The organism is Tetragenococcus halophilus, assembly GCF_001712815.1.
GTDB lineage: Bacteria > Bacillota > Bacilli > Lactobacillales > Enterococcaceae > Tetragenococcus > Tetragenococcus halophilus.
The window spans coordinates 1,800,368-1,814,841 of sequence record NZ_CP012047.1 but is presented as its reverse complement, the minus strand read 5'-3'; the positions used below and the strand labels follow the sequence as shown (position 1 = coordinate 1,814,841).

Genomic DNA, 14,474 nt, shown 5'->3' with positions numbered 1-14,474 from the left:
ATATGAAAGGCATGGGTAACATGCAAGGCATGATGAAACAAGTACAAAAAATGCAAAAAGACATGGAAAAAGAGCAAGAAGCGTTAAATAAAAAAGAATTTAGCGGAAAAGCGACGAATGGTTATGTAAAAGTCACAGCAACTGGAGATCGTACAATTAAAGATGTGCAGATTAAAGAAGATGTCATCGATCCAGAAGATCCAGAAATGTTACAAGATTTGATTGTAACAGCTGTAAATGATTGTTTAGAAAATATTGATAAAGAAACAAAACAGACGATGGGCAAATATACACAAAACATTCCAGGAATGTAAAAAATGACTCTTTGTCAGTCGATGCCTATTTTTCTGATTTGTTAATAAAGGAGTCTTAATTGTGCAATATCCAGAACCTATTGCTCGTTTGATTGCAAGTTATATGAACTTACCAGGTATCGGCCAAAAAACAGCGACACGTTTAGCTTTTTATACCATTGATATGAAAGATGAGGCAGTAAATGACTTTGCTAAGTCTTTATTAAGCGTTAAACGTGATTTAACTTATTGCAGTGTTTGCGGAAACATTACCGAAGATGATCCCTGTGAGCTATGTGCAGATACAACGCGAGACCGTTCGTGTGTGCTTGTAGTAGAAGAGCCTAAAGATGTGATGGCTTTGGAAAAAATGAAAGAATACCAAGGACTTTACCATGTTTTACACGGGGTGCTTTCTCCGGTGGAAGGTACAGGACCTGAAGATATTAATATTCCTAACTTGATCAAGCGTTTAGAAAATGAAGAAATAAAAGAAGTAATTATTGCTACTAATGCTTCTACAGAAGGTGAAGCTACTGCGATGTATCTTTCACGTCTGATTAAGCCAGCGGGGATTACAGTCACACGGCTTGCTCATGGCTTGTCTGTTGGAAGTGATATTGAGTATGCTGATGAAGTGACTTTATCAAAGGCAGTAGAAGGCAGAACAGAATTATAAAAAATTGTAGGCAAAAAGGAGGAACTAGGGTGGATGGGCTATTCATAACAATTGAAGGACCAGATGGCGCCGGCAAAACTAGCGTACTTAATGAACTATTTCCGCGCTTACAATTTGCCTCCGAAAAAGAAATGATCAAAACAAGAGAGCCAGGGGGCGGGAAAATTGCGGAAAAAATCCGTGAACTTATTTTAGATCCGGCTTATGAGGAAATGGACGATCGTAGCGAAGTATTACTTTATGCTGCGGCGCGCAGACAACATATTATTGATGTGATTTCTCCGGCTTTAAATAATGGGAAAATTATCTTATGTGATCGTTTCGTGGATAGTTCTATTGCTTACCAAGGTGCGGGTCGGCGTGTTGGGATAGAAGAAGTCGCTCAAATTAATCAATTTGCAACAGAAGGGCTTACTCCTGATTTTACGCTGTATTTAGATGTTGATTCGGACACCGGATTAAAGAGAATTCAAAGATCCCGAGGATATCAAGTTGACCGATTGGAGTCAGAAGGGTTAGAATTTCATCAAAGGGTTCGTCATGCCTATTTAAAAATAGTTGAACAAAATTCAGCTCGGGTACATAAAATTGACGCCAGAACTGATTTACAAGATGTAGTTGACCAAAGCTTTTCAGCAATCTGTACAGCTTACCCAGATTATTTTAAGGAGATGGTAGAATGAAATTAGTATTAGCGATCGTTCAAGATAAAGATAGTAATCGTTTGGCTAATGAATTTATTGAAGCAAACATTCGAGCGACAAAATTGTCATCTACTGGCGGTTTTTTGAAAGCAGGAAATAGCACTTTCATTATTGGGGTAGAAGATGAACGAGTGGAAAAAACTTTAGGTTTAATTAAAAAAACTTGTCAGTCAAGAAAGCAATATGTCTCCACACCTCCAATGACGTTAAATGTTTCTTTGGAAGGTCAAGTACCATATCCTGTAGAAGTGGAAGTTGGTGGCGCTACAGTATTTGTTTTACCTATTGAAAAATTTCAACAATATTGAATTGTCAAGCGGTTATCAGTAGAAAAAACAAGGAGAATTTAAATGGGAGAAGAAAATTTTTTAGCCCAAAGTCAGCCTCTTGTTTATTCGCAAATGAAAAAAAATGTAGAGCATGAGCGTTTGGCTCATGCTTATATTTTTGAAGGGGTTAGTGGTTCTGGAAAACACGATATGGCATTATGGTTAGCCAAACGTTTATTGTGTTTAAACGTCAATGAGAATCAGCCTTGCGATCAATGTGTAAATTGCATGCGAATCAACGAAGGAGAACATCCCAATGTTCAAGTGATTGAACCAGAAGGGCAAACCATCAAAGTTAATCAAATACGTCAACTACAAGAAGAGCTTTCCAAGAGCAGTTTTGAAAAGGGAACGCAAATATCTATTGTGCAAGAAGCTGATAAAATGAATCCGAGTGCGGCAAACAGTTTGTTAAAGTTATTGGAAGAGCCCGTTGGCGACTCAATAGCTATTTTAGAAACAAACGTTTTAGGACAAGTTTTACCGACGATCCAATCGCGTTGCCAAATTGTTCATTTTACGCCTTTAGCAAAGGAACATTTAATCAAACGATTAGAAGAAAAAGATTTGGGAACAAATACAGCCAATTTGATTGCTAATCTAACGAATAGTTATGATAAAGCAGTTGAAATCTCTGAAGATGAATGGTTTAATGAAACTAGGAAAATCATAGCTAAGTGGTTTGATTACCTTAAAAAAGGAGATCCGCAAGCTTTTATTTTTGTGCAAAAAAAGATCACTGCTCAAGCAAAGGAAAAGCAGCAGCAAGGGATGATTTTTGCTATGCTATTAGTTTATTTTCAAGAGGAGCGAAACCACTCGTTAGAAGATAAACAAAAGACACAACGGAACAATAAAATACTTGAGTTGATTTTACAAGCGCAAAAAAAATTAGCTGCTAATGTGGCCTTTCAAGGCATAGCTGAGCAATTAGCTTTGCGAATCATTGACTAGTTCCTTAAGAAAGGATGAGTGACGTGATCAATGTAGCAGGCGTTCGTTATCATAAGGCTGGCCCTATTGATTATTTTTTAGCAGGAGATGAAAAGCTCTTATGTGGTGATAAAGTTTTAGTTGAAAAAAAGCATTTAAAAGCGATTGCTAATGTGGTAATTAGCAATAAAGAAGTGACAGAAAAGGATTTGCCAGGTGAAATAGGTTCAATCTTACATAAAGCGACTAAAGAAGAATTATCACAAGATATGAAAAATAGAATGGACGCCCAAAAAGCACTAAGAATTGGAAAGCAAAAAGTAGATGAATATCGAATTGATATGAGATTAGTTGATGCTGAATATACTTTCGAACGGGATAAAATAATCTTTCGTTTTACTGCAGATAAACGAATCGATTTTAGAGAGCTTGTTAAAGAATTGGCAAGTGTTTTTAAAACAAGAATTGAATTACGTCAGATAGGTATAAGAGATCAGGCAAAAATTATCGGTGGAATTGGTCCTTGTGGACGGCAGTTATGTTGTTCTACCTTTTTAGGAGAATTTGCTCCTGTTTCAATTAAAATGGCTAAGGATCAAGGGCTTTCTTTGAATCCAAGCAAAATATCAGGTCTATGCGGACGTTTAATGTGTTGTTTAAATTATGAAAACGAAGAATACGTGCAAGCTAAAAAAGAATTGCCTGATTATGGTAAGGCAGTTATGACACCTGAAGGTAAGGGACGAGTCGTTGGGCTTAATTTATTAAGTCGTGTGGTAAAGGTCCGTCTAAAAAGTCAACAAGTTCCTGTAGAATATGATTATGAAGAATTGAAAGAAACGCTTAAAGCAGGTGATGCACATGTCGATGGATAAACGTTCTTTGTATGATGGATTAAATGAATTTGAAGAAGATTTACAAAAACTATCACAAAATTTGATGGAGATGAAGGGTTCTTTACAAGAATTGGTTGAAAAAAATGCAACACTAGAGTTAGAAAATCAACGGTTAAGAGAACGTATCCATGAATTAAGTCAGCAGGACGCTAAACTTCCAGAAAGGGAAAAACAAGAACTTTCACGATCACGTTTAAATCTTGAAAAAATTTATGAAGAAGGTTTTCATGTTTGTTATGATTTATACGGTGCAAGACGTGAACATGATGAACCTTGTGCCTTTTGCTTGGAAGTTATTTACCGTGATAGTAGCAATAAATAGGAATTGACTGGATCATTTTTTGATACCCAGTCTTTTTTTATAAAAAAATTTAGTGGAGGCAAGTATTGAAAAAACAAAAAAGTTATCAAGATGAGCTAGGAAAATTATATCTTGTGCCAACGCCCATTGGCAATTTAGAAGATATGACTGTACGTGGTGTAAAAATATTAAAAGAGGCTGACTTAATTGCTAGTGAAGACACACGTAACACACAAAAGTTATTAAACCATTTTAAAATTGAAGTTGCGCAAAAAAGTTTACATGAACATAATTACAAACAACGAATCCCAGAAATTTTGAAGTTATTAAAAAAAGGGCAGACGATTGCGCAAGTAAGTGATGCGGGTATGCCTTCTATTAGCGACCCCGGACAAGAATTGGTAGCTGCTTGTATTCAAGAAGGGATTGCTGTGATTTCTTTGCCTGGTCCAACAGCAGGACTAACAGCTTTGATTGCTTCTGGATTAAACGTTCAGCCTAATTATTTTTATGGATTTTTACCCCGTAGAAAAAAAGATCAAAAAGCAGAATTAAAACAATTGGCGACAATAAAGGCGACAATGATTTTTTATGAGTCGCCTTATCGTTTAAAAAATACTATTTCAAATATGAATGAAGTATTTAATCCCCAAAGAAATGCTGTTATTTGCCGAGAATTAACTAAAATCCATGAAGAATATCTTCGTGGCACCTTAGCTGAATTAAAGGAATATTTAACTGAAAATACACTGAAAGGGGAGTGCTGTCTCCTTGTTGAAGGCCAGCTGGAACAAGAAGTCGACAGATCACTACCACAAGTCCCTTTAAAAGAACAAGTAGAACAATTCATTGCTACAGGACTTAGTCCTAATGATGCAATTAAAGAGGTAGCTAAACAAAACAAGTTAAAAAAACAAAAGGTCTATAATGCTTATCATGAGCTAAATAAATAGAACAATTTGCAGGGGAACGTTCGTTTGAGTATAATGGAACTGAGGTGGGGAAGATGAACGGCTTACAATTTCCATTAAAAAATGATACTTCACGTAAAGTTATTCATATTGATATGGATGCTTTCTTTGCTTCAGTTGAAGAAAGAGATAACCCGAAACTAGCCCAGTATCCACTTGTAATCGCTCGTCATCCTAAAGATACAGGTGGGCGTGGTGTTGTGACAACTGCGAATTATAAAGCGCGCAAATATGGCATCCATTCAGCAATGAGTGCGCAAAAAGCTTATGAATTATGTCCTCACGCGACTTTTGTTCCAGGGAATCATCAAAAATACCGAGAAATTTCTCAAAAAATACGTGAAATTTTCCATTGTTATACTGATATCATTGAACCTGTGTCAATCGATGAAGCCTATTTAGATGTGACAAATAATAAAATAAATAGTAGCTCAGCGATAAAGATCGCTAAATTGATTCAACACGATATTTGGCAAGAAGTTCATTTAACTTGTTCAGCGGGTGTTAGTTATAACAAATTTTTAGCCAAATTAGCTTCAGATTATCAAAAACCGAGAGGGATGACGGTGGTTACGCCGGATGAAGCCGTTGATTTTTTGCGCGGTTTACCTATTGAGAAGTTTCACGGTGTTGGCAAAAAAACAGTACCTAAAATGCACGAGTTAGGAATTTATACAGGAAATGATCTTTACCAAAAAAGTGAAATGGAATTAATCCAGATTTTTGGGAAAATGGGATATTCTCTTTATCGGAAAGTTAGAGGTATCCATAATTCTCCTGTTCAAGTCACTAGAGAACGTAAGTCTGTTGGGCGTGAACGAACTTACGGCAAAGCCTTAACGAGTGAACAAGAATGTTTATCACAGCTAAGAATTATGGCAGAGCAAGTAACAGAAAGTTTAAAGAAAGCGCAAAAGCATGGCAAGACAGTTGTATTAAAATTACGTTATTCTGATTTTGAAACCATTACTAAACGCGCGACAGTCCAAGAATATATTTACCAAAAAGATGATATTTTTTCACAGGCAAGTTTAATCTTTGAAGAAGTGGCTCAAGTGGAAAAAGGGGTGCGACTTTTAGGGATTACAATGACGAATTTAGACCCGTTAACGTATGAGAATATTGTCCTTCCTTTATGGGAAACAGGTGATCCTTATAAATAAATAGATAAAATACTATTTTTTCGTTATTTCATTAAATTAGAATAGTCCAAACAAATTTTTAAAAATTGACGTAACCGTTCTATTGAAGGAAGAAATGATAAGAATTTTCAGCTGTATTTTGTATCATTCTAAGCGCCTGTTGACGGCAGAATTCCAGACTTTTCCCTTTACAAAAATAGTTTAATTTTCAGGCAATTCTTTAATCAGTTCTGAAAATTGAATAACTGTCTGCCAGTCAAGCTGGACTTTCCGATTGGAAGAGAAGTTTTTTGTTGGTAAAAAACCGAGGCTGGGACATAAATAAAGACAAGGCAAAAATACCCGAACTATATTTGATAAGATTTTCTAATTGTCGTGAGTTTATGACGAAGACCTGCTGGACCGCAGGAGTGATCTCTCTTATAGTTCGGATATTTTATTAACAAAGGAATTTATGTCGCAGCCTCTTCGGTTCTAAATTAAATCTTGTTTTTTTATTTGTTCATATTGGGTATCAGCATCATGACATTTTTCCCAGATAACCGCTTGTCCAATTTCCAACGACTTTGCTACATCAATAATTCGCTGATTGCTGCTGCCACGAAATTGTAAATTTAGATTTTTTTTACTCAATTCAAAGCGTCCATCTACTAAGATATCTATTTTTGCAAGCATCTCCAGCTTATCATCAGTATCTTGCAATAATTCTTCAAAAGTATAACCTGACCAGCTCCAGATATCTTTTTTATTACCGTAAACTTCTTTAGTATGGTTGATAACTTGCAAGCAAACTTCGGTATTTAAAAAAGGTTCCCCTCCTAAAAGCGTCAATCCTTGTACATATTCGGGTGCGAGATCCTTGATAATTTGTTCTTCTAGTTCTTGGGTGAAAGGTTGACCATAACGAAAGCTTTGGACAGCTTTATTAAAACAACCTTCACAGGCAAAAAGACAGCCACTTACATATAGGCTATTTCTTACGCCCTCACCATCAACAAAATTGAAGGGTTTATAATCTGCGATATAATTTTTACTATAGTCTTTTGCTTGCCATTCTTTAGGTTTTGGGTTACGCAATATAGTCCTCCTTTAGCAAATAATTTATTCATTTCCCATATGCTTTACACGAGAAGCGATTTCTTTATGACGTCCATGAACCATAGGACGAGCTTGTGGGTTGCCTAGATATCCGCATGTCCTTTTAACAACATCACAAGTTTTAGGATCATGATTTCCACATTGCGGGCATTCAAACCCTTTTTCTGTTGCTTTAAAATCACCTTCAAAACCACATTCATAACAATGATCGATAGGTGTATTCGTTCCTAAATAGCCAACACGATCGTAAGAATAATCCCAGACAGCCTCGAGTGCTTTTGGATTTTGCTGTAAAACAGGGTATTCGCAGTAATGAATAAAACCACCTGAGCAGTATTTTGGATAATCCTTTTCAAAATCTAATTTTTCAAATGGCGTAGGATCCTTACGAATATCATAATGAAAGCTGTTAGTATAATACTCTTTGTCTGTGATGTTTTTTACTGTGCCAAACTTTTCGGTATCTAAACGGCAAAAACGATCAGTTAAGCTCTCACTCGGTGTGCAATAGACGCTAAAGTGATACCCATATTCGTCTCCCCATTGGTCGGTATTATTTTTAAGCTTTTTGACAATGTCTAAGGTAAAGTTTTTAGCTTTTTCATTACTTTCCCAGTTTTGTCCATAAAAAGCTGATGCTACTTCATATAAACCGATATAACCAAGTGAAACAGTGGCACGTTTATTTTTGAATAGTTCATTTACCGATTCTTCGCGCCCTAGACGTTTACCAAAAGCGCCATACATATACAAAATAGGAGCATTTGCAGGATTTGCTTGTTTACAACGCTCTACCCGATAAACTAAAGCGTCCTTTGCAATACTTAAACGTTCATCTAAAATTTTCCAAAAATTTTCTATATCGCCTTCTGCTTGCATGGCTATACGCGGTAAGTTTATCGTAACTACGCCTAAATTCATACGTCCAACATTGACCTCTTCGCCTTGCTCATTTTTCCACCCCTGTAGGAAGGAACGACATCCCATAGGCACTTTAAAGCTACCTGTTAATTCAACGATTTTGTCATAATTTAAAATATCTGGATACATTCTTTTCGTAGCGCATTCTAAAGCGAGTTGCTTTATGTCATAATTAGGATCTTCAGGATGTAGGTTAGTCCCATTTTTAATGCTAAAAATCAATTTAGGAAAGATCGCTGTGCGCTGCTCGCTACCTAAACCGTTGATTCTATTTTGTAAGATCGCCCGTTGAATTTCTCTAGCAAACCAATCTGTACCCAAACCAAAGCCAACAGAAGTAAAGGGTGTTTGGCCGTTTGAAGTAAATAAGGTATTGATTTCATATTCTAGACTTTGCATGGCATCAAAAATATCTTTTTTTGTTTTTTTCATGGCGAATTCTTTTTGTCGCGTCGGATCTTCAATCCAAATTTTTGCTTCCTTCAAATGTTTCTGATAATTCAATTTAGCAAAAGGGGCTAAAGTTTCATCTAAGCGATCGGCAGAACAACCACCGTATTGACTGGAAGCGACATTTGCAATAATTTGTGAAATTTGCGCTGTTGCCGTTTGGATAGATTTTGGCGGCTCAACTTCAGCATTTCCAATTTTAAAGCCGTTGTTTAACATTCCTTTAAAGTCGATTAAACAGCAATTTGTCATCGGAGCATAAGGTTGATAATCTAGATCATGATAATGAATATCTCCTTTTTGATGCGCATTTGCTACATGTGGAGGTAACATTTTAAGGCCGATTGATTTTCCAACAATACCCGCAGTTAGGTCTCTTTGTGTATTGAATACATCGCTATCTTTATTGGCATTTTCGTTGACTACCGTTTTTTCTTTGCCCATTAATTGATCGATACTAAAGTTGATGTCAGTTGCTTGGCTACGTTTAAAATCTCTTTGCGTTCGATAGTTGATATATTCTTGAGCTAGTTCATATTCGTGGTTTTCTAAAAGTGTATGTTCAACGATATTTTGGATCTCGTAAATTTTAACATTTTGTTGAAAACGATAGTTGATTTCACTAATTACTTGTTCTACGATTCGATTGATATGTTCATAATCGAGTGGAGATAAGTTACCTTCTAGGTGCTTTTTAGCTTTTAGCAGTGCATCATAAATTTTTTGTGCGTTAAAATGAACTAAACGACCATCACGTTTGATTACTTTCATATCTGAAAGTTGAGAAGATAAAGAGATACTTTGCTCACTAGTTCTTTTTGTCGTCATAAAATGGACCAACTCCTTTTTTGTATTCAACTATTATCATAATTTATTTATAAAAGAAAATCAACAATATATTGTACTTAAACGGTTGATAATAAATTATATGCACTATATATTGTATATGTAATTTGTGAAAGATTATTAAATTATAGCTTCATGTTAGTACTTATGCTGACTTTTGAAAAATCACAAAGTAAACAAAGTTGTAAAGTTTTTTGTTCGTTGATAAGATAAAAGCATGTTACAATAAGTAAGTGTATAAAAGGGAGGAAAAAGAAAATGATCTATGTGCCAAATGAAAATAACGATCCGCGAGTTAATTTAGCTATCGAAAATTACTTACTTGATAAAATGAAAACGGATGAACCGATTCTTTTATTTTATATCAATGAACCCTCAATTATTATAGGGCGTAACCAAAATACTTTTGAAGAGATCAATCAGGACTATGTCGATGAACATGGCATTCATGTGGTAAGACGACTTAGTGGAGGCGGTGCTGTTTACCATGATTTAGGTAATTTAAATTATAGCTTTATTACACCAGACGATGGTAACTCTTTTAGAAATTTTGCAAGATTTACTGAACCTGTAGTAAATGCACTTCATGATATGGGAGTTGAAGGGGCCCGTCTTAAAGGCCGTAATGATTTAGTGATTGATGATATGAAATTTTCCGGGAATGCGATGTATTCGACCAATGGTAGAATGTATGCACATGGGACTTTAATGCTTGATAGTGATAAAAACGAAGTAACCAATGCTTTAAAGGTTCGTAAAGATAAAATTGAATCAAAAGGGATTAAGTCGATTCGCTCACGAGTAACTAATATTAAGCCTTTCTTGCCTGAAAAAAACCAAGATATGACGACTGAAGAGTTTAGAAACGAAATTTTAGTGAAAATCTTTGGCGTGGACTCTGTGAATGAAGTGAATACTTATGAACTGACAGAAGATGATTGGAAAAATATTAAAGAATATACCGATAAATATTATGGAAACTGGGACTGGAATTATGGACACTCACCCGAGTTTAACGTTGAACGTTATGAACGTTTTTCTATCGGTTCAATTGATATACGTTTAAATGTTAAAGAAGGTAAAATTGCAAATGCTAAGATCTATGGTGATTTCTTTGGTCTAGGCGATATTAAAGATGTAGAAGACCAACTGATCGGTACTAGATATGAAAGAGAAGATTTGAAAAAAGTAGTGGATGCCATTGATGTCAAGAAATACTTTGGTGATATGAAAAATGAAGATTTATTTAATTTAATCTATTAAGTTAAATAAGTGATAAACAGCTGTGCGGCTTTTTAAAGGAAAGGCGGAATGTAGATGTCTACTGTTAAGATCAATCAACAAGAACTTTTTCCCATCGGTTTAGGTACATGGCATATGGGAGAAGACCCAGCTAAAAAAGAGCAAGAGTTAGAAGCCTTAAAAACTGGAATAGAACACGGCGCTGTTGTCCTTGATACTGCAGAAATGTATGGAGATGGTGGCTCTGAACTTTTAGTAGGAGAAGCGCTTCAATCTTTTAACCGCAAAGATCTATTTTTGATTTCAAAAGTGTATCCTTGGAACGCTTCTAAAAAACAATTGCCTGTCAGTTTAGATAACAGCTTAAAAAGATTGGGCACGGATTATTTGGATCTTTATTTACTTCATTGGACAGGTAATGTTCCTATTGAAGAAACAATAGAGGCGCTGGAAGAAGCGAAAAAGGCAGGAAAAATCAAGGCGTGGGGCGTTTCTAATTTTGATGTAAAAGACCTAGAAAAGATGTATCAAAAGGAAAATAGTCAAAACTGCCAAGTAAATCAAGTCCTCTATAATTTGGGTGAAAGAGGAATCGAGTTTGATTTATTGCCTTTTATGCAAGAAAAGCAACTTCCTTTAATTGCCTATGCGCCCATGGCTGAAGGTGATCAATTAGGAGGGCAATTGACTTTTAATGCCAAGCTAAAAGAAATTGCACAAAATCATCAAGCAACGGTTTTTCAAATGCTACTGGCTTGGAGTATAAGAAAAGGTCAAACATTAGCCATTCCGCAATCTAGTAATCCAGAACACGTTATCGAAAATATCGAAGCAGCCCAAATTCAGTTGACAGATGAAGAAATGAAACAACTGGATAAAGAGTTTCCTAAACCAACTTCTAAGCAGACTCTGTCTATTATTTAAAAGGAGTCAAGCAAAACAACATGAAAAAAGCGGAGTTTAGGCAATCTAGCTAGACTCCGCTTTTTGTGTACAAAATTAGTATGCTCGAGCAATCCAAACAGTATGTTTTGCAGGTTTTCCACTCACAATGTCCTTCTCTTTTTTAACAGGCGCTTCAAAAGGAATGTTACGAGTCGTAAAGCCGGTCGCTTCTTTGATTGCTTCTTCTGTTTCTTCAGTACCATCCCAACCGACTAATACAAACCCGGCAGGCTTTCCTTCTTTTTGGCAATTATCAATATGAGCTTTTAGTTCTTCTAAGCTATCAATATTGTAATATTCATTTTCTTTTATGCGTTCTTGGGCTTTTCTCAATAAACGTGGTGTCATAGCAGCAAGTTCTGCAGCTACAAAATGATTGATTTGTTCAAATGGCACTTTTTGTTTGTCCGCTACATCGCGACTTTTGACCATTACATGGCCATTTTCAATGTCACGAGGTCCACATTCAATGCGGATGCAAGCCCCCTTTAATTCCCATTCATTAAATTTATAGCCTGGCGTATTGTCACTATCATCCATACGTACACGATAGCCCGCTTCTTTTAGATCGCTGAAAATTTCATCTAGTTTTTCCATCACGCTAGGATTTTTCTTCCAAGGTCCTACTGGCATTAGAACAATTTGATTGGGTGCGACAGTAGGAGGCAAAACAAGCCCATTTTGATCGCCATGAGTCATAATCAAAGCACCAATAAGGCGTGTAGAAGCGCCCCAAGAAGTCGTATGAGCATAGACGTGTTGGTTTTCTTTATTTAAATAAGTGATATCAAAAGCCTCAGCGAAATTGGTTCCCATATAATGCGATGTACCGGCCTGCACAGCTTTGCCATCTTGCATCATCGCTTCGACAGAATAGGTATCAACAGCACCAGCAAAACGCTCAGAATCCGTTTTTTGCCCCTTATAAACTGGAATAGCTAAAAATTCTTCGCAAAGTCGAGCATATTCATCTAAGACATTCATCGTACGCTTATGGGCTTCTTCTTTGGTTGCATGTGCGGTGTGTCCTTCTTGCCATAAAAATTCGGATGTACGTAAAAATGGCAATGTTTTCTTTTCCCAACGAAAAACATTTGCCCATTGGTTAATTTCATAAGGAAGATCGCGATAGGAATTAATCCAATCAGAAAATGCGTTACCAATCGTTGTTTCTGAAGTTGGGCGTAGGCCTAAAGGTTCTTCTAATTTTTCATCACCTACTTCAGTGACCCATGGAATTTCAGGAGCAAAGCCTTCCACATGATCTGCTTCTTTCATAAAAAAGTTTTGTGGAATCAACATGGGGAAATAAGCGTTACGAATGCCTTCTTTTTTTAAAAATTTGTTGAATTCTTCTTGAATATGTTCCCATAGCTCATAGCCATCAGGACGAAAAATAATAGAGCCTCTAACTGCGGAATAAGCCATCAGCTCAGATTGTTGTACTGTTTGTAAATACCACTCTGTAAAGTCGTTTGTTTGTTCTGCCATTGTTTTCCTCCTTGTAAAATAAAAAAACATCTCATCCTATAAAAAGGACGAAATGTGTTCATTTCGCGGTACCACCTTTATTGATCACTTTATGCGATCCAGCTTCAAAAGGATAAGGGCTTTAACCCGTCTGTTCTTGGTAGGTTCATAAAGACAGGGGCACCAAAGTTTCAGCCGAGCTTTGGTTCTCTAAAAGCGTGTCTTTTATTACTAGTCCAATTTCTGATTTAAGATTAATAGGAAACAAAGAAAAAAGCAAGGGAAAACTGAGAAAAGATTGCAGGTTTTTACAGAAATTCGTATAATAAAAAAAGTGAAAAATACGAGGAGAGACAAATATGCAAAACGAAATGATGCATCGACCAGTAGTTAAAGCAGAACTAGTGGATTATATGCGCAGCCAGCAAAAATCATTAACAGGAAAATTAAATATAATAGAAAAAGATGCTAATAAGCGAGGCGTTCCTATTATTCCACATGAGACAGTCGTTTTTATGGAATTTTTATTAGGACAAATTAAACCGCAGCAAGTTTTAGAAATTGGAACAGCGATTGGATTTTCAGCGAGTTTAATGGCCCAATATGTGGGAGATAAAGGTCATGTTACGACAATTGACCGTTTTGACAAGATGATTGCAGAAGCCAAAGAAACTTTCCGGTTTTTAGAATTGGAAGATAAGATCACCTTACTTGAAGGACAAGCAGCCGATATTTTACCCACGCTAAAAGGAAGCTATGACTTTATTTTTATGGATAGTGCCAAATCTAAATATATCGAATTTTTACCTGACTGTCTGCGTTTGTTAAAAAAAGAGGGCGTTTTAATGGTCGATGATGTTTTTCAAGGAGGGACTATTCTACAATCTGAAAAAGAAATTCCCCGTGGTAAACGAGGAATCCATAAGAAATTAAATCAGTTTTTAGATACTGTGAACCAGCATCCAGATTTGACCTCTTCTTTAGTACCATTAGGCGATGGGGTGATGTTAATTACTAAGAAAGCAGATGAAGTGGTTCTTTAACTAAAACAATTTGGAAAATAAGTGGCATTGCCATTTCGAAAAATATGCAAAAGAATTTGGAAAACATTAAAAAGTAATTGACATTAATAAAAGCTTTTCCTATAATTATCTTTGTTGTCAAAACCATTGTCACAGTAGCTCAGTAGGATAGAGCATTCGCCTTCTAAGCGAACGGTCGGGGGTTCGAATCCCTCCTGTGACGTTATTAATA

Annotated in this window: 15 protein-coding genes, 1 tRNA gene and 1 pseudogene; 13 read left to right on the top strand and 4 right to left on the bottom strand. The window is 36.1% G+C overall.

From position 1 onward, the window contains the following. Positions 1-2 precede the first annotated feature (2 nt). The 9 genes from AC806_RS08675 to dinB all read left to right on the top strand — a co-directional run bounded on the left by AC806_RS08675 (position 3) and on the right by dinB (position 6,269). The gene (locus tag AC806_RS08675) at positions 3-314 is read left to right on the top strand and encodes a YbaB/EbfC family nucleoid-associated protein (protein WP_061840413.1); all 312 of its coding nucleotides are present in this window, start codon (positions 3-5) and stop codon (positions 312-314) included. Between the two features lie 61 nt (positions 315-375). Further along, entirely contained in the window at positions 376-972 is a 597-nt protein-coding gene (recR, locus tag AC806_RS08670; protein WP_069029148.1) for a recombination mediator RecR, read from the top strand. 29 nt (positions 973-1,001) lie between these two features. Next, a complete protein-coding gene (gene tmk, locus AC806_RS08665) occupies positions 1,002-1,655 on the top strand; it encodes a dTMP kinase (protein WP_061840412.1) in 654 nt (217 codons plus the stop codon). Further along, positions 1,652-1,984, top strand: a complete 333-nt coding sequence (locus AC806_RS08660; RefSeq protein ID WP_014124102.1) for a cyclic-di-AMP receptor — start codon at positions 1,652-1,654, stop codon at positions 1,982-1,984. Before tmk ends, AC806_RS08660 begins: the two co-directional genes overlap by 4 nt. Positions 1,985-2,026: 42 nt before the next feature. Next, positions 2,027-2,959: a DNA polymerase III subunit delta' gene (gene holB / locus AC806_RS08655; protein ID WP_061840411.1), complete on the top strand. Its 933-nt coding sequence runs from the start codon at positions 2,027-2,029 to the stop codon at positions 2,957-2,959. A 23-nt stretch (positions 2,960-2,982) separates the two neighbouring features. After that, positions 2,983-3,813 (top strand): PSP1 domain-containing protein, encoded by an 831-nt coding sequence (locus AC806_RS08650; protein ID WP_061840410.1) that lies wholly within the window; start codon positions 2,983-2,985, stop codon positions 3,811-3,813. Beyond that, a complete protein-coding gene (locus AC806_RS08645; RefSeq protein ID WP_180991266.1) occupies positions 3,806-4,156 on the top strand; it encodes a DNA replication initiation control protein YabA in 351 nt (116 codons plus the stop codon). Before AC806_RS08650 ends, AC806_RS08645 begins: the two co-directional genes overlap by 8 nt. 65 nt (positions 4,157-4,221) lie before the next feature. Then, a complete protein-coding gene (rsmI, locus tag AC806_RS08640) occupies positions 4,222-5,088 on the top strand; it encodes a 16S rRNA (cytidine(1402)-2'-O)-methyltransferase (protein ID WP_069029147.1) in 867 nt (288 codons plus the stop codon). A 53-nt stretch (positions 5,089-5,141) separates the two neighbouring features. Continuing rightward, the gene (dinB, locus tag AC806_RS08635; protein ID WP_061840407.1) at positions 5,142-6,269 is read left to right on the top strand and encodes a DNA polymerase IV; all 1,128 of its coding nucleotides are present in this window, start codon (positions 5,142-5,144) and stop codon (positions 6,267-6,269) included. Positions 6,270-6,452: 183 nt separating this feature from the next. Here the strand turns inward: dinB and AC806_RS12145 are convergent. The 3 genes and pseudogenes from AC806_RS12145 to nrdD all read right to left on the bottom strand — a co-directional run. Beyond that, a pseudogene (locus AC806_RS12145) lies at positions 6,453-6,554 on the bottom strand (site-specific integrase); the annotation flags it as partial. A gap of 168 nt (positions 6,555-6,722) precedes the next feature. Then, positions 6,723-7,325, bottom strand: coding sequence for an anaerobic ribonucleoside-triphosphate reductase activating protein (gene nrdG, locus AC806_RS08630; protein ID WP_061840406.1), 603 nt, complete (start codon positions 7,323-7,325; stop codon positions 6,723-6,725). Positions 7,326-7,349: 24 nt separating this feature from the next. Then, positions 7,350-9,545: an anaerobic ribonucleoside-triphosphate reductase gene (gene nrdD / locus AC806_RS08625; protein ID WP_069029146.1), complete on the bottom strand. Its 2,196-nt coding sequence runs from the start codon at positions 9,543-9,545 to the stop codon at positions 7,350-7,352. Positions 9,546-9,821: 276 nt separating this feature from the next. Here nrdD and AC806_RS08620 point away from each other — a divergent pair, with 276 nt between their 5' ends. Further along, entirely contained in the window at positions 9,822-10,826 is a 1,005-nt protein-coding gene (locus tag AC806_RS08620; protein WP_069029145.1) for a lipoate--protein ligase, read from the top strand. Between the two features lie 54 nt (positions 10,827-10,880). Beyond that, positions 10,881-11,729, top strand: a complete 849-nt coding sequence (locus tag AC806_RS08615; protein ID WP_069029144.1) for an aldo/keto reductase — start codon at positions 10,881-10,883, stop codon at positions 11,727-11,729. 75 nt (positions 11,730-11,804) lie between these two features. On the opposite strand, the gene proS is transcribed toward AC806_RS08615, so the two are convergent. Next, positions 11,805-13,241 (bottom strand): proline--tRNA ligase, encoded by a 1,437-nt coding sequence (proS, locus tag AC806_RS08610; RefSeq protein ID WP_069029143.1) that lies wholly within the window; start codon positions 13,239-13,241, stop codon positions 11,805-11,807. A gap of 338 nt (positions 13,242-13,579) precedes the next feature. Between proS and AC806_RS08605 the strand changes: the two genes are divergently transcribed. Beyond that, on the top strand, positions 13,580-14,263 hold the full coding sequence (locus AC806_RS08605) for an O-methyltransferase (RefSeq protein WP_069029142.1): 684 nt from the start codon (positions 13,580-13,582) through the stop codon (positions 14,261-14,263). A 128-nt stretch (positions 14,264-14,391) separates the two neighbouring features. Then, a tRNA-Arg gene (locus AC806_RS08600) sits at positions 14,392-14,465 on the top strand. The last annotated feature ends 9 nt before the right edge of the window (positions 14,466-14,474 follow it).

Excerpts from the sequence above, each read along its gene's own strand:
- AC806_RS08675 (WP_061840413.1), top strand. The coding sequence starts at position 3 with ATGAAAGGCATGGGTAACATGCAAGGCATGATGAAACAAGTACAAAAA.
- AC806_RS08660 (WP_014124102.1), top strand. The coding sequence starts at position 1,652 with ATGAAATTAGTATTAGCGATCGTTCAAGATAAAGATAGTAATCGTTTG.
- holB (WP_061840411.1), top strand. The coding sequence starts at position 2,027 with ATGGGAGAAGAAAATTTTTTAGCCCAAAGTCAGCCTCTTGTTTATTCG.
- AC806_RS08645 (WP_180991266.1), top strand. The coding sequence starts at position 3,806 with ATGGATAAACGTTCTTTGTATGATGGATTAAATGAATTTGAAGAAGAT.
- dinB (WP_061840407.1), top strand. The coding sequence starts at position 5,142 with ATGAACGGCTTACAATTTCCATTAAAAAATGATACTTCACGTAAAGTT.
- nrdD (WP_069029146.1), bottom strand. The coding sequence starts at position 9,545 with ATGACGACAAAAAGAACTAGTGAGCAAAGTATCTCTTTATCTTCTCAA.
- AC806_RS08620 (WP_069029145.1), top strand. The coding sequence starts at position 9,822 with ATGATCTATGTGCCAAATGAAAATAACGATCCGCGAGTTAATTTAGCT.
- AC806_RS08615 (WP_069029144.1), top strand. The coding sequence starts at position 10,881 with ATGTCTACTGTTAAGATCAATCAACAAGAACTTTTTCCCATCGGTTTA.
- proS (WP_069029143.1), bottom strand. The coding sequence starts at position 13,241 with ATGGCAGAACAAACAAACGACTTTACAGAGTGGTATTTACAAACAGTA.
- AC806_RS08605 (WP_069029142.1), top strand. The coding sequence starts at position 13,580 with ATGCAAAACGAAATGATGCATCGACCAGTAGTTAAAGCAGAACTAGTG.